This is a genomic window from Pseudomonas sp. AC136 (genome assembly GCF_979258585.1).
Genome location: NZ_OZ409865.1, coordinates 769,762 through 796,564 on the forward strand (window position 1 = coordinate 769,762; position 26,803 = coordinate 796,564).

The following is a 26,803-nucleotide window of genomic DNA, read 5'->3' on the forward strand; positions in this document are numbered from 1 at the left end:
TTTTCCAGGCGACGCTGCCTTCAAGCCGGCAACCGCGTGGCCTGAAACGAGCTGATCTGCCACCCCTGCGCCCCAAGCGTCCACACCTGGGTGGCAAACCCTTCCCCGCGAATCGGCTGATCACCGCCGCGCTTTTGCAGCGTGTTGCATTGCGGCCCGGTCATCACCGCTACGCCTTCGCCGTAGAAGCGAATCTGTAATTCACCGCGCTCGATGGCCAGGTATTGCACCGCCGTTTTGGCGTAGGTCAGGTAGTCGGCTTTGCCTTGCACCAGGCCGGTGGTGTGCACGTACACCAGGTCGTCGGCGAACAGCTCGGCCACGCGGGCGTGGTCTTCTGCTACCAGCGCACGGCTGCGCGCTTGCTCCAGTTCCAGCAGGTGTTGGTGGGTGTTCATGCAGACGCTCCTATGGGTTGAGAGCGCGCACCTTAGGCGCCGCGCTGGGCGTTAAAAAATCGTCGATCACGATGGCTGCCATCGCCACTCTCACTGCGTGCCGCCCTCGCCCGTCGCTTGCCCGGCAGCCCAGGCCAGGCAAGGGCTGCGCCACGTATTGAGGCGGTCAATACCTGGCCATCGACGCAATCTGTTGGTGCCCCGCCGCCGCGCTCGGCAGCCTGCCTGCACACCTCCCATTACAGCGATGTCACCGCTATGAGCACCTTGCACCTGCACTGCCAAACCCTGTTCGACGGCACCAGCCTCGCCACCCGCCAGCAGCAAACGCTGGTGGTGGAGAACGGCGTGCTGAGTTATGTCGGCCCGCGCAGCAGCGCACCGCTTCCCGCGCCTGGCGCTCAGGTGGTCGATGCCGCCGACCACTTTGTGATGCCCGGCCTGGTGGATGTGCACACCCATCTGGCCTTTGGTAATGCACAGAGCGAGGAAGACATTGATATCTGGACCAGCGACGAATTCCGCGCCCTGCGCGGTATGTTCTTCGCGCAGCATGTGTTGGCGGCCGGCGTTACCAGCATGGTCTGCCCCGGCGACAGCGGTCAGTTGAGCATCGCAGTGCGCAACAGCATCGCCGCCGGGCTGTTCGAGGGTCCGCGCATTGCCGCCAGCAGCCGGGTGATTACCAACCGACAGAGCCTTAACGACTGGTTTCCCAGCCGCGTCGGTGCACCCGAATATTTCACCGCGCGCCTGGTGACCAGCCGCAGCGAAGCGCTGGCCGAGGTGCGCAAGCAGGCCAAAGATGGCGTCGACCTGATCAAAATCGCCATGGACGGCACCCACCGCCGCCCCAACGGCGAAATCATCGCCGCCTTTACCGCTGATGAAACCAAAGAGATGGTCGACGAAGCCCACCGCCTCGGCTGCAAAGTGGCCACCCACGCCTATGGCCGCGAAGCGGTGATGTATGCCGCCAAGGCCGGGGTCGACCTCGTCTTCCACGCGTTCTACATGGACGACGCTTGCATCGACGCGTTGCTCGAAGCGGGCAGCATTTTGGCGCCGACCATGACCTTTCCGCAGAACACCGTGGACTTCTGCCAACCCCACGACCCGGCCATCACCACCGGCTACGCCGCCTACTGCGCGCGCACCCTGGAAGTGGGCAGCCAGGTGCTCAAACGCGCCAAGGCCGCCGGCATTCCGTTCGCCTGCGGCAGCGACAGCGGCTTTGCCGTAACGCCCTATGGCGAATGGCACGCGCGCGAGCTGGAACTGCTGGTCACCCGCCTCGGCTTTACCCCGGCCGAAGCCCTTTACGCCGCCACCAACGTCGGTGCTCGCTGCATGCCACGGGGCGAAACCCTTGGCACGTTGGAGGTGGGCAAACAGGCCGACTTCCTCCTGCTCGACGGCTCGCCCTTGGAGGACATCCGCCTGCTGCAAAACCGCAGTGCCCTCAAGGCGGTATACAAAGCCGGCCAACCGATGCGCCTCGACCGCACGCCTTACAACCCTAAGCAGGTGTCGGACTTCAACTCACTGAAATGGACCGACCTGTACACCCGCGACCGCGTCGCGCACTTGGGCAAATGGAGCGCAGGCGCATGACTGCACTGACCTTTACCCTCGCCGCGCAACTGGCCAGCGCCACTGTGCAGGCGGCCCGTGATTTGGGCCTGAAACCCATGGCCGCTGCCGTTCTCGATCAGGCCGGTCACCCGCTGGCCGTGGTGCGCGATGAGGGCGCGAGTTTTCTGCGGCCACAGATTGCCACCGGCAAAGCACGCGGCTGTCTGGGCATGGGCTTTGGCGGGCGCGAACTGGCCCGCCGTGCGCAAGCGATGCCGGCGTTTTTCGATGCCATCAACAGCCTGACCGCAGGCGAAGTGATTCCCGTGGCGGGCGGTGTGTTGATTCGCTCGACGCACGGTGAACTGCTGGGGGCGATTGGCGTGAGTGGCGACACCTCGGATAACGACGAGCGCTGTGCGCTGCTGGCGATTGCGGCGGCCGGATTGCAGGCGGATTGCGGGGACTAGAAGCCGACCGCGCTTGAGCTCCCCTTTCCCGCTAAGTCGGCCGGACAGGCGAGAGGGGCTGGGGGTGAGGGCCGGCTTTTACTCGCTCGCAAATTGTGCGCGCAGCCCCCCTCACCCTAACCCTCTCCCCGCTGGGGCGAGGGGACTAAAAGCACACCGCGCTTGAGCTCCCCTCGCCCGCTAAGTCGGCCGGACAGGCGAGAGGGGCTGGGGGTGAGGGCCGGCTTTTACTCGGTCGAAAATTGTGCGCGCAGCCCCCTCACCCTAACCCTCTCCCCGCTGGGGCGAGGGGACTAAAAGCAGACCGCGCATGAGCTCCCCTCTCCCGCTAGCGGGAGAGGGGCTGGGGGTGAGGGCCGGCTTTTACTCGCTCGCAAATTGCGCGCGCAGCCCCCTCACCCTAACCCTCTCCCCGCTGGGGCGAGGGACTAAAAGCAGACCGCGCTTGAGCTCCCCTCTCCCGCTAGCGGGAGAGGGGCTGGGGGTGAGGGCCGGCCTTTACTCGCTCGCAAATTGTGCGCGCAGCCCCCTCACCCTAACCCTCTCCCCGCCGGGGCGAGGGGACTAGACGCAGACCGCGTTCAGACTCCCCGCCTGCGCCACCAACACCGACCGAAACCAACTCAACGCCGGGTCCGCATGCTGATACGGATGCCATTGCACCACCTGCGTCGCCACCGGAAACGCCAACGGCGCAGGCACCACACGCAGTGAATAGCGGCTGGCAAACAACGCGGCCTGGCGCCGGAACAGCGTCGCCACCCGCGCCGTGCCGACGAGAAAGTCCGGCATCAAGGCAAAGCTTTCTACCGCCACCGCAATTTGGCGGCTAATACCGAGTTCTTCCAAGTGCGCGGCATCCAGCGCCAACTGACGGCCATCGGCAAATTCGCGCACCACATGCTCCGCCTCGCAATACGCCGCCAAGCTGATGCCATCGGCATAGGCGGCGTGCTCGGCGCTCACCAGGCAGCACAGTTCATCGGTCAGTAACGGCTGCTGCGGGTACGCCGGGTTGAGCCGGCGCTGGGGCACGATGGCGCAATCGCTGCGACGGTAGTCCAGCGCTTCACTGACCACGTCGCCGTCGCGCGGCAACGGCAAATCACGCACGGTCAAGCGCACGCCCGGCGCCAGTCGCGCCAGTTCACGACTGACCGCCGGCATCAACACGGCCGCCACATAATCAGACGCCACCACGGTAAAACGCCGCTCACACTGCGCCGGCTCGAAGCGCACCGGCGCATCGATAATCTCGCGCGTCAGCGCCAGCGCTTCGCGCACTTTCGGCAGCAGCGCCAAGCCCAGCGTGGTCGGTTGCATCGTGCGACCGACCGCCACCAACAGCGGGTCGTTGAAATGCTCACGCAAACGCCCTAGCGCCGAGCTGGTGGCCGATTGGCCCAAGCACAAACGCTCGGCCGCACGGGTCACGCTGCACTCGCTGAGCAAGGCATCCAGCGCGACTAACAAGTTGAGATCGAGGCGGCGAAAACGCATCGGTACGGCTCACAAAAAGGCGGTAGCCGACCCTAATTCAGCGCGCTTCATCAGACCAATCAGCATTGGCGCTGGCAGGTATCGCGGCCGCTTATGCCTGGCCGGGCGCATCTTCAACCGCTCCGCGAAAGTGCTTGCTGCACGGGCCGCTTATTGCTGCAGGAAAAAAACCGCAGCATCCGGAGCTGTTAACCGCCACCGATTTCGGAGCATCGCCATGACAAACGCCGCCATTACCATCCAGCGCCTCGACCACTTCACTATCCGCACCAAAAAGTGGGACGAAACCGCCGACTTTTTCAGCAACGTGATCGGCCTAAAACACGGCCCTCGGCCGGCGTTTCGGTTTCCTGGTTACTGGCTGTACGCCGGCGATCAGCCGATTTTGCACATCGTCGCCATCACCGATGCGCGCTCCGGGTTGGAGGCGTACCTGGGCGCACGGTCGGCGCGGCACGGTTCCGGTTCGATTGATCACGTGTCGTTGCGCTGCATGGGCCTGGGTCCGATGCAAAAACGCCTGATGTCGCTGGGCATCAGCTTCAGTGAGCGGGTGATCCCCGAAATTGGCGAGCACCAGTTGTTCGTCGAAGACCCGAACGGCGTGGTGGTGGAGATGGTTTTCCCCCACTCGCCCCTGGACCGCATCATTGGCCAGCCCATCGAACAGCCCGCCATGCGCGGTGAACACGATGCGTAACGCTCACCGTGCGCGGGCCGGGGCGCGGTTTTACACGCCCTTGGTTGAGGGCAACAGCACGGTGAGAATGCCCAGCAGCGGCAGGAACGCGCACAGGCGGAACACATATTCGATGCCGTGAATATCAGCCAGATAGCCCAGCAAGGCGCCGCCGATTCCGCCGAAGCCAAACATCAGCCCGAAAAACACACCGGCAATCATGCCGACATTTCCGGGCACCAGTTCCTGGGCGTACACAACGATGGCTGAGAATGCCGAGGCCAGAATAAAGCCGATGATCATGCTCAGTACGCCGGTCCAGAACAGGTCGACGTAGGGCAGCGCCAAGGTGAACGGCGCGGCGCCGAGGATGGAAAACCAGATCACTTTCTTGCGGCCGATCTTGTCGCCAATCGGCCCGCCGAAAAACGTACCGGCCGCCACCGCGCCCAAAAACAGGAACAGGTAGAGCTGCGAGCTGGTGACCGAAACGTCGAACTTCTCGATCAGAAAAAACGTGAAGTAACTGGTCAGGCTGCTCATGTAGAAGTATTTGGAAAACACCAGCATGGCCAACACCACCAAGGCGGCAATCACCCGCTGTTTCGACAAACCATGCGTTGCCACGCCGCCTTGCTTGAGCTTGAACAGCGCGAGGTGGTTGCGGTACCAGCGGCTCAGGCCATACAGCACGCCAATGGCAAAGGTGGCGAACAAGCCGAACCAGGCCACGTGGCCCTGGCCATACGGAATGACGATGGCCGCTGCCAACAACGGCCCGAACGCGCTACCGGCGTTGCCGCCCACTTGAAAGGTGGACTGCGCCAGGCCGTAGCGCCCGCCCGAGGCCAGCCGGGCGATGCGCGAGGCTTCCGGGTGAAAGGTCGACGAGCCGATGCCCACCAGCCCCGAAGCCAGCAGAATCGCAGGGAAACTGCCGACAAAGGCCAGCAGCAAAATACCCACCAGCGTGCACAGCGAGCCCACCGGCAACAGCCACGGTTTCGGGTGGCGATCAGTGTGGTAACCGACCCAGGGTTGCAGCAGCGAGGCCGTCAGTTGAAAGGTCAGGGTAATCAGGCCGACCTGGGCGAAGGTCAGGCCATAGTTGGCCTTGAGCATCGGGTAAATCGAGGGCAGCACCGCTTGAATCAGGTCATTGATCAAATGCGCGAGGGCGCAGGCGCCGATCACGCGCATCACCAGCGGGCTGGCCTGCTGAGTGACGGTACTGGCTAAGGACGGTGAAGCAGTGGCACTGGTGGACATAGGGCAGCTTCCAGACAAGCCAGCGCAGACACATGCGCTGGTAATTTCAGGGGTCGACGCTATGCTACGGGCCCTTAAAAGCGCCTGTCTCGCGTGATGCAGACAACACCTATCGCAAAACGGACAACATGATCAGACCCTTGCCGCAGTTGCTGGAAGAAATCGACGCCGCTGCGTGGCGCGTGAGCACCAGTGCCACCGACTACCCGGCTGACTGGCAAATCGCGCCCCATTGCCACAACAAGCACCAACTGATTTACGCCATCCAAGGCGTGATGGTGGTGCATGCGGCGATGCACCAATGGACCGTGCCGCCGAGTCGCGGCATCTGGATGCCCTGCGGCCACGAGCACGCCATCCGCTGCATCGGCCCGCTGAAAATGCGCAGCGTGTTCGTGCACCCTGACGACTCGCTAGACCTGCCCACCGAAACCCGCGCCGTGAGCATTTCGCCGCTGCTGAGCGAATTGATCCAGACCGCCATTGGCATTGCCGAGCCGTACGCCAACAACTCGCGAGAAGCGCGGGTGATGAACCTGATTCTCGACGAGCTGAAAATTCTGCCCACCCTGCCCCTGCACCTGCCGCAACCGACCGACCCGCGCCTTGGCGCCATCTGCCAGACCCTGCAAGAAAACCCCGGCCACACCGCCACCCTGGCCGACTGGAGCGCGCGCCTGCACCTGGACGAAAAAACCATCCAGCGGTTATTCCAGAAAAGCACCGGCATGACCTTCGGCCAATGGCGCCAACAAGCGCGGCTGATGCAAGCGCTGGAACGCATCGCCGTGGGCGAAAAAATCATCGAAGTGGCGGGTGCGCTGGGTTACGAGAGCCCAAGCGCGTTTGCGACCATGTTTAAAAAGCAGTTTGGGGTTACGCCGAGCCAGTTTTTTAAGTAGTGGGTGGGCGGCGGTTGTGTGGGGGCGCTGAGGCGAAGGGCCAGGAACCGCGCTTGTGGCCAGTTACGATGGTCGCCGCAGCATTCTGGATCCCCGCGTGCGCGAGGATGACGGTGTGGTCTTGGCGACTAGGTTCCTCTTTCAAAGGCCAGGTTATGTCTTCGAACGTAGCCCAAACCTCCGTCATCCTCGCGCACGCGGGGATCCAGAATCTCGGCCAGTAACGAAACTCCTCAACAATTAATCCCGGTCCGCTTACTCCCGCGATACGTAATGTACGTAATCAGCAAAAACAAAACCGCCATCGTGCTAGTCACGTAGTCAATCCGGCCGCGGGCAAAAAAGAAGTAGCCAGACATCGACACCATCGCCCCGCTCAGCAACAGCCACACCAGCACCCCACTCGCCAACTGGTTGGTTTTGTACTGGCCGATGCCGTAGATGCGTTTGCCGCGTTCGTTCATTTCGGTGACTTCCGCCACCTCCACTTCGCACGCTGGCGAGCACGCCAAGCCTTTCGGCAGTACCACAGCGCACGCGCGGCACACGCCCTTGCCACAACCTCGGCAGAGGCCCACGCCCGTTGCACCCGGGTGTTCAAAACATTCCATGTGAAGTCCTCTGAAGTCAGGCGCCTAACGCGCGACGCTGTCGACGCGCTGGAGCGGTAATGGGAAAAATCGCCAGGGTCGGCACATAGCGCGCCAACAAGCCCGCCGCCATGTGCCGCTGGCGCTGGTTGCCGCTGCTCAATACGCGCCGGCACGCTGCTTCGCTAAAGGGTTCGCCAAGCACATAGGGCGTGCCGTTCTGCAGCGCGCCAGCGTTTTGTTGCAGCCAGGCATTAATCAGCCCGGCGTCGGGCCAGGGCAGATTTTCGTCAGGGTCCAAGGCCACGTCCGGGTCGTTGGGGTCGTCGTTCGGGCCAGCGTCGTAGTCAGGCGAATGGCGCAGTTCCAAATCTAGCTCGGCAAGGTCGGCACCGGTGATCTGGCTGAAGGCTTCGCCGGCCGCTCGCGCCATGGGCACGTCGTGCATCTGCTGCACCAGCCAGGGCAGCGCCACGGGGTCGCCAAACAGGCCGGTGGCTTTGATGGCGATACGGCGCTGCGCCGGGTTCTGGGTCATGCGCCGAATCCAGGCCATGCTGGTTTCCCGCGCCTGCCAGGCCAGCACCACATGCAAGGCGCGCTCCTGGTAGCGGCCGGGTTGTTCGGCGAATTGTTGAAGAATCGGCAGCGCTTCCTCATCGCCCATTTGCGCGGTGGCCCAGTTGCTCCAGAAGCGCACCGCGTCGTCGGCGTGCATACGGTGCAGACGAATCGGCTGCATCAGGTCGCGGCGCCGCAACTCCCCGGCCGTGCGCGCGGCAGCGGCCAATACGCTGGGGTCGCTGTTGCCCAGCGCAGACAGCAACGCCGGGCCGGGGTCTTGGCGGTGAAGGCCACACGCGGTCAGGCCCAAGCGGCGGAACAGCGGCTCGGGCGATGTCAACAAGCGTTCCACCCACGGTTGAATCGCCGGCCACTCCAGCCAGCCGAGCGCGGCGGCAAAGTAACGCTCGCCCTCCTCGCTGGTGCGAATGTGTTCGCCCAATGTCTTCAGCGCCGCGCTGTTGTTCATCTGAAACGCCAAGACCGTGGCCGCGAACACCTCGCCGTTGGCGTTGGGGTTGAGTTGTTCGAGCAGCACGTTCAAGCCCTTGAGGCCAGCGATTTGCAAACCATCAAGGTGCGCTTCGATGCGGTTGTCGAGGTTGGTCAGGTGCGCGAGGTCGTAGTTCGGCGCGCCCACGGCGTGGTCGCGCAGCATGGCGAGGAAGCTGGCTTCTTCGGCGTGTTGGTCGAGTACTTGGGGGATCATCCGTCGATCCGGGTCCAGGTGACGCCGTCGAAGGCAACAATGGCTTTGCTGGCGATGCTCCATAACACCCCATCAGCCGCGCTCAGGTGAAAGCAGGAGGACGGTTGCGCGTCGCCAAAATCGACCAGTTCGAGCTGGTCGTTCACCAGTCGGTAAACCCCCAGCATGCTTGAGGCGTACAAGGCGCCGTCAAACCAGGCAAGGCTCCACAAGTCTTCGGTAACGCTTTCTTGTTCAAGCACCTCCCAGGTTGCGTTGCGGCCACGCAATAACGTGCCGCCCTGGCCGGCGATGTAAACGAAGCCATCCTCAGCGCAGCAAAGTGCCGTGAGAATGAGGTTGGTCGGGCTGTCGCGTTGCACCCAGCGCTTGCCGCCGAATTCCCAGATTTCACCATTCCAGCCGGCTGCGTAAAGCTCTTTGCCGGTAAAGCCGCCGATGGTTTCAAAGCCGACAATTTCTTCATCGTCCAGGGGCGGCCGAGCGCCAGCGTCCAGGGCGCGCCAGTCGTTTTCGTCGTGCCGACGGTACACCTGGCGGTCCATGCCACAGGCATAAGCAACACCTTCCACCGCGCAAACACCGCGAAGATTGCCGCGCCCGGAAATGCCGGTTTCTTCGTTGTCAGGAATCTGCTCTTCGTGGGTGTCGCCCGAGCCCAACATCAGCACGTTGCCGCGAGCGCCTAAAAACAGCGCTTGTTCCAGTGGCGTGTGAACGAGGGTGGCGGCTACTACGTCCCACGGCAACAGATCGTCGTCCTCATCCCCCACCCGCCAGGTACCGGCGTCCCATTCGGTGACATAGGAATGGGTGACTCGGTTGTCGCGCATCTCATCGGAGACCGAGGCCACGTAGGCCAGGTCGTTGTAACGCACAACACCGGTGACGTAGGAAAACAGGTCAGTCCATTGACTGGTTGTCGGGGTGCTCATATCAGGTCCTCAAAAGAATTAACGACCACCACGCCCGCGCGCAGCGGCGACCCGTTTATTGCGGGCGGCGATAGATCGGTTGGCGGCGGTGACGTCGGTTTGCCCGGTCTCCACGGCCTTGATGGGGGTGCGATCATTAATGCCGCACTGCTTGTGGTAATGATCCAGTTGCGCCTCTGTGCACGCCTTGGAGCACTTGGACTGAGGGAACACCTTGGCCATGGCGGTCATGGCCTGGGTTTTCGCGGTCTTGTAAGTGGTTTTCTTGGCAGTGAATTTGGCGCCCTTACTGGTGGTCAACTCGCCTTTGCGCGCCCGCGCTGACGAGGCGCTTTGAAAGGTGTGCATCAGGCCGTGGGTACCGACGTTCTGGTTTACCCCTTCGGCGCATACGCACGGCGCTTTATTCTCGTTGTATTTGGAAATGCCCTTGAGGCTCGTCGACTCCTTTCCACCTCGCCCGACGTCGTGCAGTGCACTGGCCTCAACCAGGTGGTGCGCCGTTTGCTGGGGGCAGCAGCCACTGGGCTTGTACGGCTGCAAGTTGCAGCGCCTCGCGGTCAGGCAGTTGTGGGCGGCAGACTTGTCGGCAACCCGATCCGCCTCCGGGCTGGTCTTTTTACCGGAGGGTTTTACTTTCGGACCCAACGCGCTGCACGCATCCTTGGTACCGGCCGGTTTGAAGTCTGCGCAGGCCGTTTGTTCTTTTTTGACTTCTTTTGAACAAGCCGACGTACCGGCATCGACAGCGGCTTTGTCCAGATAAGGCCAAGGCGCGGTGTTGGGACCCTGAGAGGCGTGGTTATGGGTGGTGAGGTCAAGGTTGCGCACCACGTTTTCGCCTTCGAACTTGACGTTCATGGACCAGGCCGTGAAGTACACCTTGCCTTTTATTTTGCTGGTGATGATGCCTTTTTTCGGCGCACATCCAGCCTCATCACCGTAGCTGGTTTTGAAGTAGCTCTTATCCTTGAGCATCACTTCCTTGCCGGTGATCTTCACCGTGCGGGTGCCCTTGGTGGTATCGCTGGCCATGCCGGTATTGGGGTATGGAATGGGCACGCCCATTGGTGTGGGCGGCGCCTGCGGCGGGGTGAAACACACATCCGGAAAGGCCGCCACCGACTTGCCATTGGCGGACTTGCAGGAGATCTCCATGCTGTTGGCATACACTTCGTTAGCCATCAGGCAGCCCTCACCTTTTGATAACTCAACAGCGCAACGGCGCGCTCGCCGGCGTCATTGCCCAAGTGACAAAACACGTTAGGCCCCTCGCCATAGCCTTTGCGGCTGGCGGCCAGGGCGACCGCGAGCATGGCCGGGCCAATGGCCGCACCGCACTCGCCGATGCAATCGGCTGGATGCCAAAGGTGGAAGTCGGGCTTGCGCACGCGCAGCGTGCGGCTCAGGGCCAACGCGGCCTCTTTGAAGTAATACTGTTCGCCGGAAATGTCGGTGAGCCGATAGTCCATCACTTCCAGCCCGCAACCTGCCTCTGCCAGAGCCGCTTTGATTGCCTGTGCCAAACCGTCGGCGCGCAACGGCATGTCTTCGGCTTCCACCGTGGCTTTTTCGATGCCAAATCCCAGCCCGACGCAGGCAAGCTGCGGCTCGTCATTGTGGACGGGCGCGGCAACCACGACGGCAGCTGCGCCTTCACCGGGAATGAAACCATTTGAATTTTCACTGGTGAGCAGGCGCTCGCGTCGTTCATAGGCGCTTAGCGTGCCGGCGTTGAGAAACGAATCCACCCCGGCAATCACGACGTGGCGATGGCTGCCGCTGTTAATCATTTTACGGGCGTTCAGCAACGCCACCGCGCCGCTGACGCGACCACGAGCAATTACGTTGGAATTGGCGTGAAAGCGCAGGCCCAATTCCAACTCAACGTCGTGGAGCAAACTGGTATCCAGGTCCGCCAGGCGACCGGGGCGCTCAAGCTCGGCCACGCCTAATAACACTGGCGTATCCGCCGCAACCAGACCGGGCACCTGCTGCATCGCTTCGGCAATGACTCGAGCCGCCATCTTCACGAGCTTTTCGCGGCCTCGCCACGGCATTTCCAATGGCACGCTGGCGGCGAGCTGCCATTCGCCGCCCTGGTCCATAAAGCGTGTCTCCTGGAAATTGTCGATCGCGCAACGCATGGCGGCGCAGCTCGTCGCGGCGTTCAAGCCGACAGCGCTGACCATGCCGCTGCTGACGATACAAATAGCGGCCATCAGCGCTCATCCCCAGCGGTCCGCATGGCGCTGGTCAAGGAAGGAAAATGTTCCTTGCCCAGTTCACGCGCACGCCACCAACCGCGCGTCATTTCGCCCACCAGCACATCACCGATTTCAAACATATTTTTCTTCAGCGCCCTGCTCGCCCGCCACGTCACCTCCACCACCCCCGCATCGGTATCAATCACCAACGTATCAATCACCGCCTGCACCGTCTCATGCCCGCCCTTCTTCAAGAAAAACGTCACCGGCACCTGCATGCTCGGCACTTTGAAGCCGGCGCGTTCCTGGCGGGTGAGGCACAGCAGCAGTACGTCTTCGCCGCCTTTGAGGTGCTCGGTTTGCTGGTCCGGCGGCGCGGCCTGGTAGTAGCGGTTGTCGAAGTCCGGCGGCAGGAAGGGAAAGTGATCAGCCAGCCAGGCGTCGTCGTAGGTGCCGGCGTAGCCGATGCGCGGCGGCCAGCTGCGGCCAATGGGCCCGAGCGCCATGGGGGTGAAGTCGCCGTGGGGGCTGTCGACCGGTTGGCCGAGCATTTCCGTGGTGGGCATCGGCATGCCGACGATGTCCGCCGTGCTGGCGCTTTTTGGAAACCAGCCACGGCCGCAGGTGTTGGCCGGGTAGCTGTCGCGCAATTCCGGGTTGTCGGCCACCGGCACGCTGCCGCCAAAGGCGTGGGCGTAGTCGATCGTTTGTTCGGTAAAGGGTTGCGCCACGCCGGCACCGGCGCCAATCAGGCCGGGTTGCCATTGGCGCGGGCCGTACACGGTGAAGGCTTTGCTCACGCGGCCAACACGAATGCCGGCGGTCAACTGGCTCACCGGGCGGCCTTCGGGGGCATAGGCTTTGCCGTGAACCAGCACGTCGCAGAAGGGTTTGATCGGGGCAAAGTCCATTTCCCGCAGCGGCGCCGACAGCCCCGGTTCGCCCACGTATTCATCGGCCATCAGCAGCGGACGCTGCACCGCCGCCAACGTCGCTTCGCGGCCGTCGAGGGGCAAGGTGAAGGTGCCTTTGGCGATGACCACCAGCGACTCACGTCCGTCCGGGGCCAGGCCTTGGGTGTAGGCAGCAACCAGACCGGTCGCGTTAAGCAGTTCCATGAAGGGCTTCTTGCTTCAGTGAATCAGTTGATTTGCACCGAACCGCCTTTGATGCGGTTCACGCCCGTGGAGCGGCTGGACAGATACGTGCCGCGCACGATCACTTTGCCTTCGCGGGTCAGGGTGATGCTGGCCTTGCCGCAGCGCAGCACGATTTCCTTCTCGGCGGAAAACTCCAGGCGCTCGCCGTCCAGATGCGCCACCGCTACGGGTTTTTCTACCGGCGCCAGGCGCTGAATGCGGCCGATTACCAGCGGCTGGCTGGGGTCGCCGCCGACAAACATCAGCGCCACTTGCGTGCCGATATCCTCGCGGCTCAGCTGCGTGGTGGTGGTGGCGGCGATGCCGGTTTCCGAAGGGCAACCGGGAAACGCCACCACCGGCGAGGCGGTTTGTGGCACGTCGAGCAATACGCCGATCACCACGCCATCCAGTCGGGTGGCAGCGGCGCTTGCCGGGGTGAAGTGCTGAACACTCATGCTGGTTTCTCTTCCGTTGGGCGGCCGGGGTTAGCGGCCGCTGCTAATCAGTTCTGCAGAATCTTCTGGCCTTTGACGACCACGTTTTTGCTGGCCTTGATATTGATCGCGCCCGAGCCGTCGATGGTGATGTTTTTGCCACGAATGACGATGGTGCCGTCTTTTTTCATGCTGATGCTGGCCGCCCCGGTGCTCAGGGTGATGGAGTCGCCGGCCGTCAGCTCGAAGTTTTTGCCCACGCTTAGCGAATCGTCTTTGCCCACATCGGTGCTGCGGTTTTTGCCAACGCTGCGGCTTTCGTCGCTGCCGATTTTGGTGGTCTGGTTGCTGCCGATGTCGATGTCTTCATTGCTGCCCACGCTCTCGGTGCGGTTGGCGCCGATGGTGATTTTTTCGTTGCTGCCGACATCTTCGGTGCGGTTGGCGCCGATTTTGATGGTCTCGTTGCTGCCGACTTTTTCATTGCGGTCAGCACCGATGGTGATGTCTTCGTTGGCGCCTACGCTCTCGGTACGGTTGGCGCCAATGGTGATTTTCTCGTTGCTGCCGACATCTTCGGTGCGGTTGACGCCGATGGAGATGGTTTCGTTGTTGCCAACCTTTTCCTTGCGGTCCACGCCGATGGTGATCGTCTCGTTGTTGTCGACGGTTTCGGTGCGGTCGTGTTTGACGTGCACGGTTTCATCGTGGTCGATCGTTTTCGTGCGGTCGTGGCCGACCCAGTGGGTTTCGTCGTTCTCGACTTCGATGTCCTGGTTCTTTTCCGCATGAATAAACAGCTGCTCGGAACCCTTCAAATCTTCCATGCGAATTTCATTGAAATTGGCCGGCGAGCCGCCTTTGCTGGATCGGCTTTTCACGCCGCTTTGGGTGGCGTTGGCGGGCAAGTCGTAGGGCACGGTTTGTTCCGCGTTATAAACGCGGCCGGTGATGATCGGGCGGTCGGGGTCGCCTTCCAGAAAGCTGACAATCACTTCCTGGCCGATGCGCGGAATCTGAATGGAACCCCAATTCTTGCCCGCCCAGGATTGCGACACGCGCATCCAGCACGAGCTGTTTTCGTTGGATTGGTCGTGGCGGTCCCAGTAGAAATGCACCTTTACGCGGCCGTATTGGTCGGTCCAGATCTCCTCGCCTTTGGGGCCGACCACCATGGCCGTTTGCGGGCCCTGCACGATGGGCCGCACGGTGATCGGCTGCGGGCGAAATGCCTGGCTGGCGTCCATGCAGTCGAGGTGGCTGATGAACTGCTGTTCCACGTCGTCGAAGCCGGTTTCGTAGTGCTCTTGCACGATTTTGTAACGGGCGCCGACTACCAGGTATTCGCGGTTCTGATCGTCACGCGGGTAACGGGTCATGCTGAAAAGATTGCCCGAGCCAATGCCACGGGCGGTGCCGCGCAGTTGCACGCGCTCGAACTGGGTGTGAATCGCTTCAATGCGGGTGCGTGCGTAGTGCTCGCCGTCGCCGCTTTGCACGTATTCGCCTGGGTAGTCGTACAGCGGGTAATCGCTGGCGGTGTGCGGGCGGCTGATTACCGAGCGCACTTCCAGGCGCGCGCTGGGGCGCTGGAAGTCGTAATCGTTGAGCGCCAGGGAACCGGGCTGCACTTCGTGGCTCAGGTGCCAGTCGTCAATGTGGTCCAGCTCGCGCTGCTCGGCGGTTGGCGGGTAGAACGGCACGCTTGCGTAACCGGCGGCGGTGCTGTGGGCGCCGTAGGCATCGGCCAACACCAATACGTGGCGGCCTTTTTCGTGGCGGAAGAAGTAGTAGATGCCTTCCTGTTCCATCAGCCGGCTGACGAAGTCGAAGCTGGTTTCGCGGTACTGCACGCAGTAGTCCCACTCGCGGTAGGAACGGCTGAGGCTGTCTTCGAAGTCGGAGAAACCGAGGTCGCGGAATACCTGCTTGATGATGTCCGGCACCGTGCGGTTCTGGAAAATCTTGCAGTCGGAGGTGCGCGACATCAGCCACAACCACGGCTTGAGCGTGACCCGGTACACCGCGAACTGACCGATGCCGGCGCCCTGGCTGGCGCGGGCGACGATGCCGTGGAAGTAGCGCTTGCTGCCGTCCTGCAATTCCATGGTGATGCTCATGGGTTTGCCGAGCAGGCTGTTGAGCGCCACCGAGGTGTTTTCCGAGACCAGGTTCAGCTCGTAATCGAACACCCGCCCCAGCTCTTCCACGCCGTCGAGCTGGCGCAGCACCAGAACATCGGTGCCCAGCGGGCTGTCGACCTGAACCAGGCGCGTGCTTGTGCTTAATGCCATATCCGTATCCCGACTGCGACGGCGTTAAACCGCAGCGCTGCTGTCTGTTGAAGCGCCAAATGAGTAGTGGAAATCGCTGCCCTGGCGGCTGATACGCACCGCTTCCAACGGCTTGCCTTCGAGCATGCGCGTGAGGAATTCACGGCTCATATCCGGCAGCAAGGTGTTGGTCAGAATGGTGTCGATCATGCGACCGCCGCTCTCGGTTTCGGTGCAGCGTTCGGCGATCAGGGCGATGACGCCGTCGTCGTATTCGAACGGCACTTTGTGCGTGGCTTCCACGCGCTTTTTCACCCGCTCCAGTTGCAGACGGGCGATGGACTTGATCATCTCGTCGCTCAGCGGGTAGTACGGAATGGTCACCAGACGGCCGAGCAGCGCCGGCGGGAAAATCTTCAGCAGCGGCTCGCGCAGCGCCTTGGCGATGGCGTCCGGCTCGGGCATCAGTTCCGGGTCGTTGCACAGGCTGGAAATCAGCTCGGTGCCGGCGTTGGTGGTGAGCAGAATCAAGGTGTTCTTGAAGTCGATCACCCGGCCCTCGCCGTCTTCCATCACGCCCTTGTCGAACACCTGGAAGAAAATTTCGTGCACGTCGGGGTGGGCTTTTTCCACTTCGTCGAGCAGCACCACGCTATACGGTTTGCGCCGCACTGCTTCGGTCAGCACGCCGCCTTCGCCGTAGCCGATGTAGCCCGGTGGCGCGCCCTTGAGGGTGGACACGGTGTGGGCTTCCTGGAACTCGCTCATGTTGATGGTGATCACGTTCTGCTCGCCGCCATACATGGCCTCGGCCAGTGCCAGAGCGGTTTCGGTTTTGCCCACGCCGGAGGTGCCGGCCAGCATAAACACGCCGATGGGTTTGCTCGGGTTGTCGAGGCCGGCGCGCGAGGTCTGGATGCGCTTCGCGATCATCTCCAGGGCGTGATCCTGGCCGATGATGCGTTTTTTCAGGTACTGCGCCAGGTTGAGCACGGTTTCCAGCTCGTTGCGCGCCATGCGCCCGACCGGAATGCCCGTCCAGTCTGCAACCACCGAGGCCACGGCCTGGTAGTCGACAATCGGCAGAATCAGCGGCGACTCACCTTGCAGCGCCGCCAGGCGGGTTTGCACGTCTTGCAGACGGGTGTGCAGTTCGGCGTTGGGCGCGGCCGGTGCCGGCTCCGTGCCGGTATCGTCCACCGCTTCGGCAGCGGCGCGCAGTTGGGCGCGGATGTCGAGCAACTCGTCGACCAGGGCTTTTTCGTCGGCCCAGCGGGTTTCAAGCCCTGCCAGACGCGCGCGTTCTTCGCCCAGCAAGGTTTCGGCGCTGCGCAGGCGCTCGCCGATATTGATGCCGATGGCGTGCTCGCGGCCGATGATGGCCAGCTCGGTTTCTAGCGCTTCGATGCGGCGGCGGCTGTCGTCCACTTCGGCCGGCACAGCATGCAGGCTGATGGCCGTGCGAGCGCAGGCGGTGTCGAGCAGGCTGACGGATTTGTCCGGCAGCTGACGCGCCGGAATATAACGGTGAGACAGCTTCACCGCCGCTTCCAGGGCTTCGTCGAGAATCTGTACCTGATGGTGTTTTTCCATGGTCGAGGCCACGCCGCGCATCATCAGAATGGCTTTGTGCTCGGACGGTTCTTCCACCTGCACCACTTGGAAGCGGCGGGTCAGGGCCGGGTCTTTTTCGATGTGCTTTTTGTATTCCGCCCAGGTGGTCGCGGCGATGGTGCGCAAGGTGCCGCGCGCCAGGGCCGGCTTCAGCAGGTTGGCCGCATCGCCCGTACCGGCAGCGCCGCCGGCGCCGACCAGGGTGTGGGCTTCGTCGATAAACAAGATGATCGGCTTGGGCGAGCTTTGAACGTCTTCAATCACCGAGCGCAGGCGCTGTTCGAATTCACCTTTCATGCTGGCACCGGCTTGCAGCAGGCCGACGTCGAGTGCGCGCAGTTCCACGTCTTTCAGCGCAGGCGGCACGTCGCCAGCGACGATACGCAAAGCAAAGCCTTCGACCACGGCGGTTTTACCCACGCCCGCCTCGCCGGTAAGAATCGGGTTGTTCTGGCGACGGCGCATCAGCACGTCGACCAACTGACGGATTTCTTCGTCGCGCCCCACAATCGGGTCGAGCTTGCCGCTACGCGCCTGCTCGGTGAGATCAACGGTGAATTTCTTCAGCGCTTCCTGCTTACCCAGCGCACCGGGCGCCATGGCACCGCTGGCCTCGCCCGGTGCGGCGCTGCTGAAGCCGTCGCTGGCGGTCAGGGCGTTTTCCGGCGAGTTGCCGACGTACTCGTCAAAGCGCTCGGTCAGTGCTTCAACTTTTACCTTGTCGAACTCCTGAGATAACGCCAGCAAGCCATGGCGCAGGCTCGGGGTTTTCAGAATGCCAACGATCAGGTAGCCGGTGCGCACCTGGTTTTCGCCAAACATCAAGCTGCCGTACACCCAGGCGCGCTCGACGGCTTCTTCGACATTCGAGGACAAATCGGTAATTGAGGTGGAGCCACGCGGCAGGCGGTCGAGCGCTTCGGTGAGATCGCGGGCCAGGCGCGCCGGGTCGATGTTGAACTGGCGCACGAGCTGGTGCAGGTCAGAGTCTTGCAGTTGCAAGATCTGGTGCAGCCAGTGGGCCATTTCCACATACGGGTTGCCGCGCAATTTGCAGAACACGGTGGCCGCTTCAATGGCTTTGTAGGCAAGGCTGTTCAGCTTGCCGAACAGTGCAACCCGGCTGATCTCACTCATGACTCATCTCCTTATTCGGGCGTTGCAGCAGCCGGTCCCCGGCGTACTGGCTGGCCAGCAGTAAATCCTTGGCATCCTCGCCGGGGTGTCCCAGCCAGGCGTTGAAACCCAGCCGCACACCGCCGGCCAGGTCCAATGGGGGTATTTCTTCCTGGCTCAACACCAGGTTCACGTCCCAGTCCAGCTCATGGCCCAGGTACTCGCCGACCCATGCAGCCAACTGGCGAAACAGCTCGCCACCGGGCAACAGGCGCTCGTACTTGGCCAAGGGCATGGGGCCCAGACGCAGACGAAATTTATGTTGGCGGTCCCACACGTGGGTGCCCAGGCACACGTCCATGCCGAGGGTGCTGGCCCCGGCGCCAAGGCGACTGCGCTCGGGCAGTTCCAGCCATTGGCCGACGTATTCCTCGATGGCCACCGGCAGCTCGAAGTACTCGGACAGAATCACCTTCAAGCCATCGGGATAGCGACTCGTGGCCGCCAGGTGACCGGTGTAGTAATAACGCGCCTGATCTGGAATCGGGCCCTGGCCGAGCAGGCTGTCCATACCGCGACCCGACAACGCAGCGAGGCGTGCCGACCAGTAATCGTCGTCTGGCCGGTCGTGGCTTACCGACGGCCGCGCTTCGGCCCAGGCGCGGTAGAACAGCGTGAGCAGGCGGTGGTGGAACACGTCCATAAACCGCGTAAAACCGGGGTCGCCTTCGTTGCGCTGACGCTCGCGGGCGTATTCAGTCAAGTGCAGCGGCAACGGCCCGTTCGGCCCGGTGAGACCGAAAAAGAACTGTTCTACGCGTGGCGGCGCGGTGTCGCTGGCCGGCTCGACGAGCGACAACGTTGACGGCGCAAAGCCGCAGTCCGGGGTTTGCCCCAGGCGCAGCGGGTCGTCGGCCAGGCGCACGGAATGGCCGAGCCGGGGTTTGTCCTGGGCTTCGCATTCGATACGGCGCAACGCCTGGAAGAAGTCATGCTCCCAGGGTGCGGCCGCCATCGCGGCGAGCGAATTCAGAGGTTCGGTCGGCATCCGGGTTTCGCCTGCCAACGCATGATTTCGCCGCGCTCGGTGGTGCGCAGCACGGTTTCGGTAAAGCTGTTGACCGACACGTAGCGGGTGAGGAAACGCTCAAACACCGCGCCCAGCAGAAACACGCCGGTGCCACGAAAGGCGTTTTCATCGAACTCCAGGCTGATCTCCAAGCCACGGCCAAACACAATCGGCCCCGGCATCGGCAAGCGTCGCGTGCAGGGTTTGCTGCTGACTTCGCGCAGGCCTTCGATTTGCAATTGCAGCGCCGAGTCGGTGGGGTCGCCATACAGGCGCAACAGCTCGCGCAACGCGGCGGCGCCCTGCCCTTGTTCGGACAACGACAAGTAATTGAGCGACAACTGACTGATCAGCCGCCAGGCGCTGGCGTCATGGGCGCGGCTGGCGCGTGGACGGCTCGGACCGGCCAGGCAGCGCACGTCCAACACCGGCGCGCTGTCTTCCAGGCTGAAATCGCTTTTGCTGGTGCCCACCGGAATAAACAGCGCCAAGTCGCGGTTCGTGCACAGCGCGCTGACGCCCAGTTGGCGAAGGTCGTGGCGGTACGGCGCCTGGTTTGCGTCCACCAGCGACACGAAGGTTTCGCTGCCCACGTAGGTGGAGCGCGGGCCATTGCGCCGCTGGTTGCTCGACAACAGGCGCGGCTCGCGACGCACGATGTAATACGCCTGCTCGCGGCCATAGCGCGACGGGTCGCGCACGGCATAGAACGGCTGAAACGGCTGCTCCGGCCCGGTGCCGTGACCGGTCACTTGGGTGAGCGAGTGAATCTCGAAATCCATCGGCCGCGTGCGGTCGGCGATCACTTGATGCTCGTTGACCCGCTCGCTCAAGTGAATGCGGTCGGCGCGGCGTGGAAACAGGTTGATCGCCGGGGTGCAGAACGGCACGAACTGCGCGCCGCTGACGGTGCCTTCGAGGGTGGCGTCGTGTTTGTTGAACAGAATGATCAGGTCCAGCTCATTGCCGGCGCAGCGCTGCACTGAGCGACGCAGCTCGGCGAATTCGACAAACAGAAATCGGTTGGGCAGCGCGAAGTATTCCTGCAACAGGCGGTAGCCCTGGAACGCGCGCGGCACCACTGGAAGCAGCGCATCTTCGTCGTCGAAGCCACGGGGGCGCAGCGAGCCGGGCGGCAGGCGCTCGACCCAATCGCTGCCCGGCGCCTGGGCAAACACCGCGCAGGCGTTGCCAAGCAATTGTTCGTAGAGGCGGAACGGCTGTTCATCGGCGCCGTGCAGGTACAGCGGCAGGCTGTCCAGGCTCAGGCTGTTGAGCGGCAAACCGGCGCCGCTGCGCAGGCGAATGCGCAAGCCGGCTTTGGCCTTTGGCTCGCTGGCGGCCAGACGCCCGAGCACCGCGGCCGGGTTGCCGAAATATTCGGCGCTGGCCACTTCCAGCGGCCACAGCGTCACCGAATGGGCGGTGCGGTATTCGCAGGCGGTTTGTTCTTCGCGGCCCAGCACGCCACGCAGCGGCGCATTGCGCTCGATGGTAAAGCCGCTGCTCAGCGAGCCTTCGTTGGGGTCGGCGCGCAGCTGCACCACGGTCATCGATGGCGTCGGCGCCAGGTAATGCGGATAGGCGATTTCCAGCAGATTGTGGGTGAACGTCGGGTACTCGGCGTCCAGCTTCAAATGCACCCGCGCGGTCAGGTAGGCAAAGCCTTCGAGCAGGCGCTCTACGTACGGGTCGGCGCAATCCACACCCGACAAGGTCAGGCGGCTGGCAATCTTGGGAAACTCGCGGGCGAACTCGGCAGCGCTCTCACGAATGTGCGACAGCTCCTGGTTGTAATACTCCAGCATGCGCGGATTCATGCGCGCCTCCGCTGCTCGTTGGGCACGATTTTTACGTGGCCGGTTTCCAGGTCCAGATTTGTGGTGAGCATCAACCGCAGCGGCACGGGCAGTGCCCACAGGTCGCCTTCAATTTCAAACGCCAGGGCGTTGTGGTCCATGCCCTCCTCCAGCAAGCGCGCTTTCACGCGCAAGGTGGAGCGCAAAATGCGCGGCTCGAAGGTGGCGATGGTTTTCGTCAGCAAGGCTTCAATCGCCGGCACGTCGATATTCGACAAGGTCCGCCCGGCCAACGCCGGCAAGCCGTAATTGAGCACCGAGGAGCCGGCCGGGGTGGCGGCGGCGGTTTCCACATCGAGCAACGCGGTGGTGTTGAACAACCAGGTGAGGTCACGCAGCACCGAGGCCTTCAGTTGGCTCATGGACAGCACGCGCTTGTCCGGGCTCTCGTTCGGGTTGCTGCGGTCGTTGTCCACCAGGCGGTCGAGCAGCGACGGTTGCAGGCGCTCCTGCAAAGGCATGTTGGCCATCAGGCGTCTGCCACAGCGAATTCCACGGTGCGCAAATCGAACAGCGCGGTATCGCCTTCATCGGTGGCGAACAGGCGCTGGCCCAGCGGCACGCCGTTGTCGAGGAAATCGGTTTTGCGCGACAGGCGCGCGGCATCATCGCCTTGTGCCACGGTGTCGGGGTAGCGGCTGGGCAGCAGCGCGACGGTGGTGCCGCCATTGATCAACGTGAGTTCGGCGGGCAGCCACACCAGGTCGCGAAGATCGGTCGGTGCTTCCACGGTGAGGCTGGCAATGTTGCTCATCGGCAGCCAGGCATAGCGACCGTTGACGATCACTTCCAGCACCGGCCCCAGGCGCGGATCGGCGTCGGCCAACCAGGCGAACGGCGTGCCATTGACCTGACCGGGATTGGCCGGCGCGGCTTCAAAGGCTTCAGCGCGCATCTGCTCGGCGGCTTGCGGGTGACCGTCGGCGTCCATCTTCAAGGCTTGAATCAGCGGCGCAATCCAGGCGGCGGGTTCGCCAAGAATCACCGGCGTCACGCGCCCGGCAAATACCTCGGCCCGCAGCGCCTCGCACTCCAGCGCGGTGCGATAGGTTTGCACCATCGGCAGCGCGGCGGCGTCGAGTTCACCGACCACCTTCAACTGATTTTGCGCACGGCTCCATTGGCCCATAACGGCCAACAGTTGAAAAAGAAAAATCCGCAGCGTGGCGTTGGCCGGAGCGCCGCGAACCTGGTCTTGCAGGGCCTTGAGCGCATCATCGAGGCGACCGGCACGCAACAGTTCATCGGCAGTCATAACAGCACTTCCCTGGGATTGGATGACAGATAAAAAGCTGTAGGAGCGGCTTTAGCCGCGATGCTCTTGATCGCTGAAAAGCATCGCGGCTAAAGCCGCTCCCACAGGTTGAGAGCGGGTAAAGCCTTATCAGATCTTGACGTTCTGACGGATGTTCCAGCCGTACTTGATCGGGCCGCCCTCTTTGGAGCCGTCTTCTTTCTGGGCTTGGTAATCCACTTGCACCTGAGCGAAGTTCAGGCCGATGGTTTCGGTCAGGCGATCTTCGCCGCCGCTGCCGCCGGTGGTCACCGAGGAGATCAGCACTTCTTTCATGGTGATCACCAAGTATTCAACCTGCGCGCTGCCGCCGGCTTTACGCACGGTCAGCTTGGCTTCCGGGTAATGCTTGCCCGAGGAGCACGCCATCATCAGGTTCGGTGTGGCCTTGTCGAGGTACTTAGTCAGGGTCAGGTCTTGCACGTTGACCTTGCCAGCGCCGCCGCCAGTGCCCAGGTGCATGTTGCCGTTTTGCGACATGCCCCAGCTCCACGCCAATACGTCGACTTCATCAGCGTGGGCCTTGTCCTTGGACTCGCCCTTGATGTCACCGATCTTGATGAACATATCAACAGCCATGTTTCCTCCTGTGTGGCCGTAGCCACTTCATCTTTGTGAACCCACCACCATGGCAAGTCCGTTTAAATGCACTGTGCAAAATTTTGGAAAACGTCGAGAGCGACGGCCGGGCAAGGCAAAAGCAGGTGAAAAAAGCGGAGTTGGCTGTAGCCAATGAGCATTTTTGAACCTGCTTTTAACGCCGCCCGGGCTAAGCTCCCGGCGTTTTACGCGCCTTTGGCGGACGGCAGTTTCGATACCAGGCGCAACGAAACAGTCAGCCCTTCCAACTGGTAATGCGGACGCAGGAAGAACTTCGAGTTGTAGTAACCCGGGTTGCCTTCCACTTCCTCCACCACCACCTCGGCAGCCGACAGCGGGTGCTGGGCTTTGGTGGTTTCGGTGGAGTGCGCCGGGTCGCCGTCGACGTAGTTGAGAATCCAGTCTTGCAACCAGCGCTGCATGTCGTCCTTCTCTTTGAAGGAGCCGATCTTGTCGCGCACGATGCACTTCAGGTAGTGCGCAAAACGGCAGGTGGCGAACAGGTACGGCAGGCGCGCGGCCAGGTTGGCGTTGGCGGTGGCGTCCGGGTCGTCGTATTCGGCCGGTTTCTGCAAGGACTGGGCACCGATAAAGGCGGCGAAGTCGGTGTTCTTTTTGTGCAGCAGCGGCATGAAACCGTTCTTCGCCAACTCGGCCTCGCGGCGGTCGGAAATGGCGATTTCGGTTGGGCACTTCATGTCCACGCCGCCGTCGTCGGTTGGGAACGTGTGAGCCGGCAGGCCTTCCACTTCACCGCCCGATTCCACACCACGAATGCGCGAGCACCAGCCGTACAGTTTGAACGAACGGTTGATGTTCACCGCCATGGCGTAGGCCGAGTTGGCCCAGGTGTATTTGCTGCTGTCCGCGCCGGTGGTTTCTTCTTCGAAGGCGAACTCTTCCACCGGGTCGGTTTTCGCGCCGTACGGTACGCGCGCCAGGAAGCGCGGCATGGTCAGGCCGATGTAGCGCGAGTCGTCAGACTCACGCAGCGAGCGCCAGCCAGCGTATTCCGGGGTGGTGAAAATCTTGGTCAGGTCGCGCGGGTTCGACAGTTCCTGCCACGAGCCCATGCCCATTACGGTTGGCGAAGCAGCGGCAATGAACGGTGCGTGCATGGCGGCGGAAATCTTGGCCATTTCGCTGAGCAGTTCCACGTCGGGCGGAGACTGATCGAAGTAGTAGTCGCCCACCAGGCAGCCGTACGGTTCGCCACCGAACTGGCCGTACTCTTCTTCGTACATCTTCTTGAAGATCGGGCTCTGGTCCCACGTGGTGCCCTTGAATTTCTTCAGGGTCTTGTGCAGTTCCGGCTTGGAGATGTTGAGCACGCGAATTTTCAGCTGCTCGTCAGTCTCGGTGTTGTTAACGAGGTAATGCAGGCCACGCCAGGCGCTTTCCAGTTGCTGGAAATCGGGGTGGTGCATGATCAGGTTGATCTGCTCGGTCAGCTTGCCGTCGATGGCGGCGATGATCGATTCAATCGACTTGATGGCGTCGTTGGAAATCAGATTGGTCTGTGCCAGGGCGTGTTCGGCCAGGGTGCGCACAGCGGTTTCCACTGCTTCGCGGGCACGCTCGGTTTTCGGTTTGAATTCTTGCAGCAGCAAGCTTGCGAACTCGCTGGTCTGCTCGGTCGTTGCCTGGGGCAGCGCCTGATTGTCGGTGCTCAATTCGGCCATGCTAAATCGTCCTCTTAAGCTTGTGGCTCGTCGGTTGGCTTCGGTGCGCTGGCCAGGGCCTGCAGCAGGGCCGGGTCTTTGATCGCTTTCATGATCATGTCTTCGGCGCCGGTTTTGCCGTCCATGTAGGTCAGCAGGTTGGCCAGTTGGGTGCGCGCATCAAGCAGCTTGCTGAGCGAATCAACCTTGCGGGCAATGGCCGCCGGGCTGAAGTCGTCCATGCTCTCGAAGGTCACGTCCAGGCTCAGGTTGCCCTCGCCGGTCAGGGCGTTCGGCACGTTGAAGGCCACGCGCGGTTTCATCGCCTTGAGGCGCGAGTCGAAGTTATCGACGTCGATTTCCAGAAACTTGCGGTCGGCTACCGGAGCCAACGGCTCGGCAGGCTTGCCAGCGAGGTCGGCCATGACGCCCATTACGAACGGCAGCTGAACCTTTTTCTCGGCGCCATACAGCTCGACGTCGTATTCGATCTGCACACGGGGCGCGCGATTTCGGGCGATGAATTTCTGGCTACTGGTGACCATGTTGCTCCTCCCTCGCCATCAGGCGACTGAACAGTGACGTCATCGACAAACCACTGATGACCGACTTATTGGATTACGCAGTTGGGGCACGCCCCAACGTCATTCGGAATCAGGCCCGCGCAAGGCTTCGAACTGCGACATGCCATCGGGAATAAGGTTGCGCACGATGGCGGCGAAATCTGCGGTGACCAGGGTTTTAGCGCGGCTGAGCAGCACCGGCACCGGGCTCGATGGCTCGTGCCGTGCGTAGTACTCAAGCAGGCGATCAAGCTGGCGCAACACGTCATCGCGCGTGGCAATTTCACCACTGGCGCGTGGCGTTTGTGTGGCACTGGCTGAGGCATCGCTGGTGGCCATGCTGTCGCCCTCGCCCGCTGAGTCGCTGCTGCTGGTATCGGCCTGCGCATTGGCGCCGAGGGTTTGCCCGGCCTGGCGCAGCATCAGTTTCAGCGGCGCCAGATCCACGCCCTGATCAGAGCCGACTTGCTCGCTCACTTCACGCTCGATGGCGGTCAGTGCGGTGAGCGCCTGGGCCACGGCATCGCGGGTGGTTTGCAGCGCGTCGGCATCGCTGTCACGCAGCGCGGCGTTGAATTGATCCTGGCCGAGGGTCTCGCTGGCGAAGCGTTGCAGGCCGTGGGCGTTGATCGCCGCGCGAACCGTCACGGTGCCAAAGGTGCGCGAACGCACCAGGGCGCTTTCCCACAGCAGACGCAGGTTGTCCTCGGCATTCAGGCCGGTCAGCGCGTTGATGCGCGAGGTGGGGTCGTTGTCGTCGGGGTCCAGCCGTGGGTGCAAATCGACCCAGTACTGGTTGAGCAATTCGCTGATCAGCAACAGCGCCTGGGCGAAACCCGGCAGGCCATAAAGGGCCAGGGAACTGCGCACCAAAATGTTGGCGACACGCAGGTCTTTGGTGCGGGAAAAGAGCTCGTGAATTTGCTGATTGACGCTGGGCCATTCGGGCGGTTCTGCCGGTAAAACGGCGTCACCCATTTGGCGTTCCGGCTGACCTTGCGCACTACGCTCCAGCTCGAGAAAAGCTGCATCGTATTCAAGGTCCTCGCCGCAAGGTGCGTCGGCGTTTATCGGAGCCAGTAAAGCGGGTACATCCAACACTCGGGCGATCTCCATATCAGGCTGCTGGAACGCAGCCCTGATCCGATTGGGGTGCCTACGAGAACCGATTCCTTCGGCTCGCGTGGTGGCCAAACCATGGCTCAAAAAAACGCCACTGGCGGGGCGACGGGCATTCTTGGAGCACGTCAAAGCGTTGTCAAGCCGCGCTTGGAGGACGAGTGAGCAACAGCTAGCCTAGAAGATCAATCTGTGAAGCGTGTCTTTTTTATCCTGAATTTTCAGATGAAAGACGGAACTCTGTGCGTTGGCCGCTGTAGT

At 62.4% G+C, this 26,803-nt stretch carries 24 protein-coding genes; 4 read left to right on the top strand and 20 right to left on the bottom strand.

The features are described from left to right. Positions 1-20: 20 nt before the first annotated feature. Entirely contained in the window at positions 21-398 is a 378-nt protein-coding gene (locus ACZZZU_RS03405) for a nuclear transport factor 2 family protein (protein ID WP_122496396.1), read from the bottom strand. Positions 399-656: 258 nt separating this feature from the next. Here ACZZZU_RS03405 and ACZZZU_RS03410 point away from each other — a divergent pair, with 258 nt between their 5' ends. Further along, a complete protein-coding gene (locus ACZZZU_RS03410; RefSeq protein ID WP_463549753.1) occupies positions 657-2,012 on the top strand; it encodes a metal-dependent hydrolase family protein in 1,356 nt (451 codons plus the stop codon). Then, on the top strand, positions 2,009-2,443 hold the full coding sequence (locus tag ACZZZU_RS03415; RefSeq protein ID WP_463382651.1) for a GlcG/HbpS family heme-binding protein: 435 nt from the start codon (positions 2,009-2,011) through the stop codon (positions 2,441-2,443). The genes ACZZZU_RS03410 and ACZZZU_RS03415 overlap by 4 nt, the downstream gene beginning before the upstream one ends. Before the next feature lie 564 nt (positions 2,444-3,007). Here ACZZZU_RS03415 and ACZZZU_RS03420 read toward each other — a convergent pair. Next, on the bottom strand, positions 3,008-3,943 hold the full coding sequence (locus tag ACZZZU_RS03420) for a LysR family transcriptional regulator (protein ID WP_463549754.1): 936 nt from the start codon (positions 3,941-3,943) through the stop codon (positions 3,008-3,010). Between the two features lie 217 nt (positions 3,944-4,160). On the opposite strand from ACZZZU_RS03420, the gene ACZZZU_RS03425 reads away from it, so the two are divergent. Continuing rightward, positions 4,161-4,643, top strand: coding sequence for a VOC family protein (locus ACZZZU_RS03425; protein WP_463549755.1), 483 nt, complete (start codon positions 4,161-4,163; stop codon positions 4,641-4,643). A gap of 30 nt (positions 4,644-4,673) precedes the next feature. Here ACZZZU_RS03425 and ACZZZU_RS03430 read toward each other — a convergent pair whose 3' ends face one another. Beyond that, positions 4,674-5,891: an MFS transporter gene (locus tag ACZZZU_RS03430; RefSeq protein ID WP_463549756.1), complete on the bottom strand. Its 1,218-nt coding sequence runs from the start codon at positions 5,889-5,891 to the stop codon at positions 4,674-4,676. Positions 5,892-6,019: 128 nt separating this feature from the next. On the opposite strand from ACZZZU_RS03430, the gene ACZZZU_RS03435 reads away from it, so the two are divergent. Continuing rightward, positions 6,020-6,793: an AraC family transcriptional regulator gene (locus tag ACZZZU_RS03435; RefSeq protein WP_463549757.1), complete on the top strand. Its 774-nt coding sequence runs from the start codon at positions 6,020-6,022 to the stop codon at positions 6,791-6,793. Between the two features lie 233 nt (positions 6,794-7,026). Here ACZZZU_RS03435 and ACZZZU_RS03440 read toward each other — a convergent pair whose 3' ends face one another. The 17 genes from ACZZZU_RS03440 to tssA form a co-directional block, all read right to left on the bottom strand. Further along, entirely contained in the window at positions 7,027-7,404 is a 378-nt protein-coding gene (locus ACZZZU_RS03440; RefSeq protein ID WP_463549758.1) for a hypothetical protein, read from the bottom strand. A gap of 16 nt (positions 7,405-7,420) precedes the next feature. Continuing rightward, positions 7,421-8,656, bottom strand: a complete 1,236-nt coding sequence (locus tag ACZZZU_RS03445; RefSeq protein WP_463549759.1) for a TIGR02270 family protein — start codon at positions 8,654-8,656, stop codon at positions 7,421-7,423. After that, the gene (locus tag ACZZZU_RS03450) at positions 8,653-9,591 is read right to left on the bottom strand and encodes a beta propeller repeat protein (protein ID WP_463549760.1); all 939 of its coding nucleotides are present in this window, start codon (positions 9,589-9,591) and stop codon (positions 8,653-8,655) included. The genes ACZZZU_RS03445 and ACZZZU_RS03450 overlap by 4 nt, the downstream gene beginning before the upstream one ends. An 18-nt stretch (positions 9,592-9,609) precedes the next feature. Next, on the bottom strand, positions 9,610-10,776 hold the full coding sequence (locus ACZZZU_RS03455) for an HNH/endonuclease VII fold toxin-2 domain-containing protein (RefSeq protein ID WP_463549761.1): 1,167 nt from the start codon (positions 10,774-10,776) through the stop codon (positions 9,610-9,612). Next, positions 10,776-11,813 carry a beta-ketoacyl synthase N-terminal-like domain-containing protein gene (locus ACZZZU_RS03460; RefSeq protein ID WP_463549762.1) on the bottom strand — a complete coding sequence of 346 codons (1,038 nt, stop codon included), beginning with the start codon at positions 11,811-11,813 and terminating at the stop codon, positions 10,776-10,778. Before ACZZZU_RS03460 ends, ACZZZU_RS03455 begins: the two co-directional genes overlap by 1 nt. Further along, the gene (locus ACZZZU_RS03465; RefSeq protein ID WP_463549763.1) at positions 11,813-12,916 is read right to left on the bottom strand and encodes a DUF2169 family type VI secretion system accessory protein; all 1,104 of its coding nucleotides are present in this window, start codon (positions 12,914-12,916) and stop codon (positions 11,813-11,815) included. Before ACZZZU_RS03465 ends, ACZZZU_RS03460 begins: the two co-directional genes overlap by 1 nt. 23 nt (positions 12,917-12,939) lie before the next feature. Beyond that, positions 12,940-13,395, bottom strand: coding sequence for a DUF6484 domain-containing protein (locus ACZZZU_RS03470; RefSeq protein WP_463549764.1), 456 nt, complete (start codon positions 13,393-13,395; stop codon positions 12,940-12,942). A 47-nt stretch (positions 13,396-13,442) separates the two neighbouring features. Then, positions 13,443-15,668, bottom strand: a complete 2,226-nt coding sequence (locus tag ACZZZU_RS03475) for a type VI secretion system Vgr family protein (RefSeq protein WP_463549765.1) — start codon at positions 15,666-15,668, stop codon at positions 13,443-13,445. Positions 15,669-15,692: 24 nt separating this feature from the next. Further along, positions 15,693-18,398 carry a type VI secretion system ATPase TssH gene (gene tssH, locus ACZZZU_RS03480; protein WP_463549766.1) on the bottom strand — a complete coding sequence of 902 codons (2,706 nt, stop codon included), beginning with the start codon at positions 18,396-18,398 and terminating at the stop codon, positions 15,693-15,695. Next, positions 18,391-19,443 carry a type VI secretion system baseplate subunit TssG gene (tssG, locus tag ACZZZU_RS03485; protein ID WP_463542150.1) on the bottom strand — a complete coding sequence of 351 codons (1,053 nt, stop codon included), beginning with the start codon at positions 19,441-19,443 and terminating at the stop codon, positions 18,391-18,393. The genes tssH and tssG overlap by 8 nt, the downstream gene beginning before the upstream one ends. Further along, on the bottom strand, positions 19,407-21,266 hold the full coding sequence (tssF, locus tag ACZZZU_RS03490; protein ID WP_122496428.1) for a type VI secretion system baseplate subunit TssF: 1,860 nt from the start codon (positions 21,264-21,266) through the stop codon (positions 19,407-19,409). Before tssF ends, tssG begins: the two co-directional genes overlap by 37 nt. Continuing rightward, on the bottom strand, positions 21,263-21,775 hold the full coding sequence (tssE, locus tag ACZZZU_RS03495) for a type VI secretion system baseplate subunit TssE (RefSeq protein WP_463549767.1): 513 nt from the start codon (positions 21,773-21,775) through the stop codon (positions 21,263-21,265). Before tssE ends, tssF begins: the two co-directional genes overlap by 4 nt. Further along, positions 21,775-22,560 carry a type VI secretion system accessory protein TagJ gene (locus ACZZZU_RS03500; protein ID WP_122496432.1) on the bottom strand — a complete coding sequence of 262 codons (786 nt, stop codon included), beginning with the start codon at positions 22,558-22,560 and terminating at the stop codon, positions 21,775-21,777. The genes tssE and ACZZZU_RS03500 overlap by 1 nt, the downstream gene beginning before the upstream one ends. 129 nt (positions 22,561-22,689) lie before the next feature. Next, the gene (locus tag ACZZZU_RS03505) at positions 22,690-23,178 is read right to left on the bottom strand and encodes an Hcp family type VI secretion system effector (protein WP_122453684.1); all 489 of its coding nucleotides are present in this window, start codon (positions 23,176-23,178) and stop codon (positions 22,690-22,692) included. Positions 23,179-23,384: 206 nt separating this feature from the next. Further along, a complete protein-coding gene (gene tssC, locus ACZZZU_RS03510) occupies positions 23,385-24,881 on the bottom strand; it encodes a type VI secretion system contractile sheath large subunit (RefSeq protein ID WP_122453683.1) in 1,497 nt (498 codons plus the stop codon). A 14-nt stretch (positions 24,882-24,895) separates the two neighbouring features. Next, positions 24,896-25,405 (bottom strand): type VI secretion system contractile sheath small subunit, encoded by a 510-nt coding sequence (tssB, locus tag ACZZZU_RS03515; protein ID WP_122496435.1) that lies wholly within the window; start codon positions 25,403-25,405, stop codon positions 24,896-24,898. A gap of 99 nt (positions 25,406-25,504) precedes the next feature. Continuing rightward, complete coding sequence (tssA, locus tag ACZZZU_RS03520; protein ID WP_463552096.1) at positions 25,505-26,521, bottom strand: type VI secretion system protein TssA; 1,017 nt, start codon at positions 26,519-26,521, stop codon at positions 25,505-25,507. Between the last annotated feature and the right edge of the window lie 282 nt (positions 26,522-26,803).

Excerpts from the sequence above, each read along its gene's own strand:
- tssB (WP_122496435.1), bottom strand. The coding sequence starts at position 25,405 with ATGGTCACCAGTAGCCAGAAATTCATCGCCCGAAATCGCGCGCCCCGT.
- ACZZZU_RS03415 (WP_463382651.1), top strand. The coding sequence starts at position 2,009 with ATGACTGCACTGACCTTTACCCTCGCCGCGCAACTGGCCAGCGCCACT.
- ACZZZU_RS03440 (WP_463549758.1), bottom strand. The coding sequence starts at position 7,404 with ATGGAATGTTTTGAACACCCGGGTGCAACGGGCGTGGGCCTCTGCCGA.
- tssF (WP_122496428.1), bottom strand. The coding sequence starts at position 21,266 with ATGAATCCGCGCATGCTGGAGTATTACAACCAGGAGCTGTCGCACATT.
- ACZZZU_RS03465 (WP_463549763.1), bottom strand. The coding sequence starts at position 12,916 with ATGGAACTGCTTAACGCGACCGGTCTGGTTGCTGCCTACACCCAAGGC.
- ACZZZU_RS03455 (WP_463549761.1), bottom strand. The coding sequence starts at position 10,776 with ATGGCTAACGAAGTGTATGCCAACAGCATGGAGATCTCCTGCAAGTCC.
- ACZZZU_RS03500 (WP_122496432.1), bottom strand. The coding sequence starts at position 22,560 with ATGACTGCCGATGAACTGTTGCGTGCCGGTCGCCTCGATGATGCGCTC.
- ACZZZU_RS03420 (WP_463549754.1), bottom strand. The coding sequence starts at position 3,943 with ATGCGTTTTCGCCGCCTCGATCTCAACTTGTTAGTCGCGCTGGATGCC.
- ACZZZU_RS03470 (WP_463549764.1), bottom strand. The coding sequence starts at position 13,395 with ATGAGTGTTCAGCACTTCACCCCGGCAAGCGCCGCTGCCACCCGACTG.
- ACZZZU_RS03460 (WP_463549762.1), bottom strand. The coding sequence starts at position 11,813 with ATGGCCGCTATTTGTATCGTCAGCAGCGGCATGGTCAGCGCTGTCGGC.
- ACZZZU_RS03450 (WP_463549760.1), bottom strand. The coding sequence starts at position 9,591 with ATGAGCACCCCGACAACCAGTCAATGGACTGACCTGTTTTCCTACGTC.
- ACZZZU_RS03430 (WP_463549756.1), bottom strand. The coding sequence starts at position 5,891 with ATGTCCACCAGTGCCACTGCTTCACCGTCCTTAGCCAGTACCGTCACT.
- ACZZZU_RS03445 (WP_463549759.1), bottom strand. The coding sequence starts at position 8,656 with ATGATCCCCCAAGTACTCGACCAACACGCCGAAGAAGCCAGCTTCCTC.
- ACZZZU_RS03410 (WP_463549753.1), top strand. The coding sequence starts at position 657 with ATGAGCACCTTGCACCTGCACTGCCAAACCCTGTTCGACGGCACCAGC.
- tssH (WP_463549766.1), bottom strand. The coding sequence starts at position 18,398 with ATGAGTGAGATCAGCCGGGTTGCACTGTTCGGCAAGCTGAACAGCCTT.
- ACZZZU_RS03435 (WP_463549757.1), top strand. The coding sequence starts at position 6,020 with ATGATCAGACCCTTGCCGCAGTTGCTGGAAGAAATCGACGCCGCTGCG.
- tssE (WP_463549767.1), bottom strand. The coding sequence starts at position 21,775 with ATGGCCAACATGCCTTTGCAGGAGCGCCTGCAACCGTCGCTGCTCGAC.
- ACZZZU_RS03405 (WP_122496396.1), bottom strand. The coding sequence starts at position 398 with ATGAACACCCACCAACACCTGCTGGAACTGGAGCAAGCGCGCAGCCGT.
- ACZZZU_RS03475 (WP_463549765.1), bottom strand. The coding sequence starts at position 15,668 with ATGGCATTAAGCACAAGCACGCGCCTGGTTCAGGTCGACAGCCCGCTG.
- ACZZZU_RS03425 (WP_463549755.1), top strand. The coding sequence starts at position 4,161 with ATGACAAACGCCGCCATTACCATCCAGCGCCTCGACCACTTCACTATC.
- ACZZZU_RS03505 (WP_122453684.1), bottom strand. The coding sequence starts at position 23,178 with ATGGCTGTTGATATGTTCATCAAGATCGGTGACATCAAGGGCGAGTCC.
- tssC (WP_122453683.1), bottom strand. The coding sequence starts at position 24,881 with ATGGCCGAATTGAGCACCGACAATCAGGCGCTGCCCCAGGCAACGACC.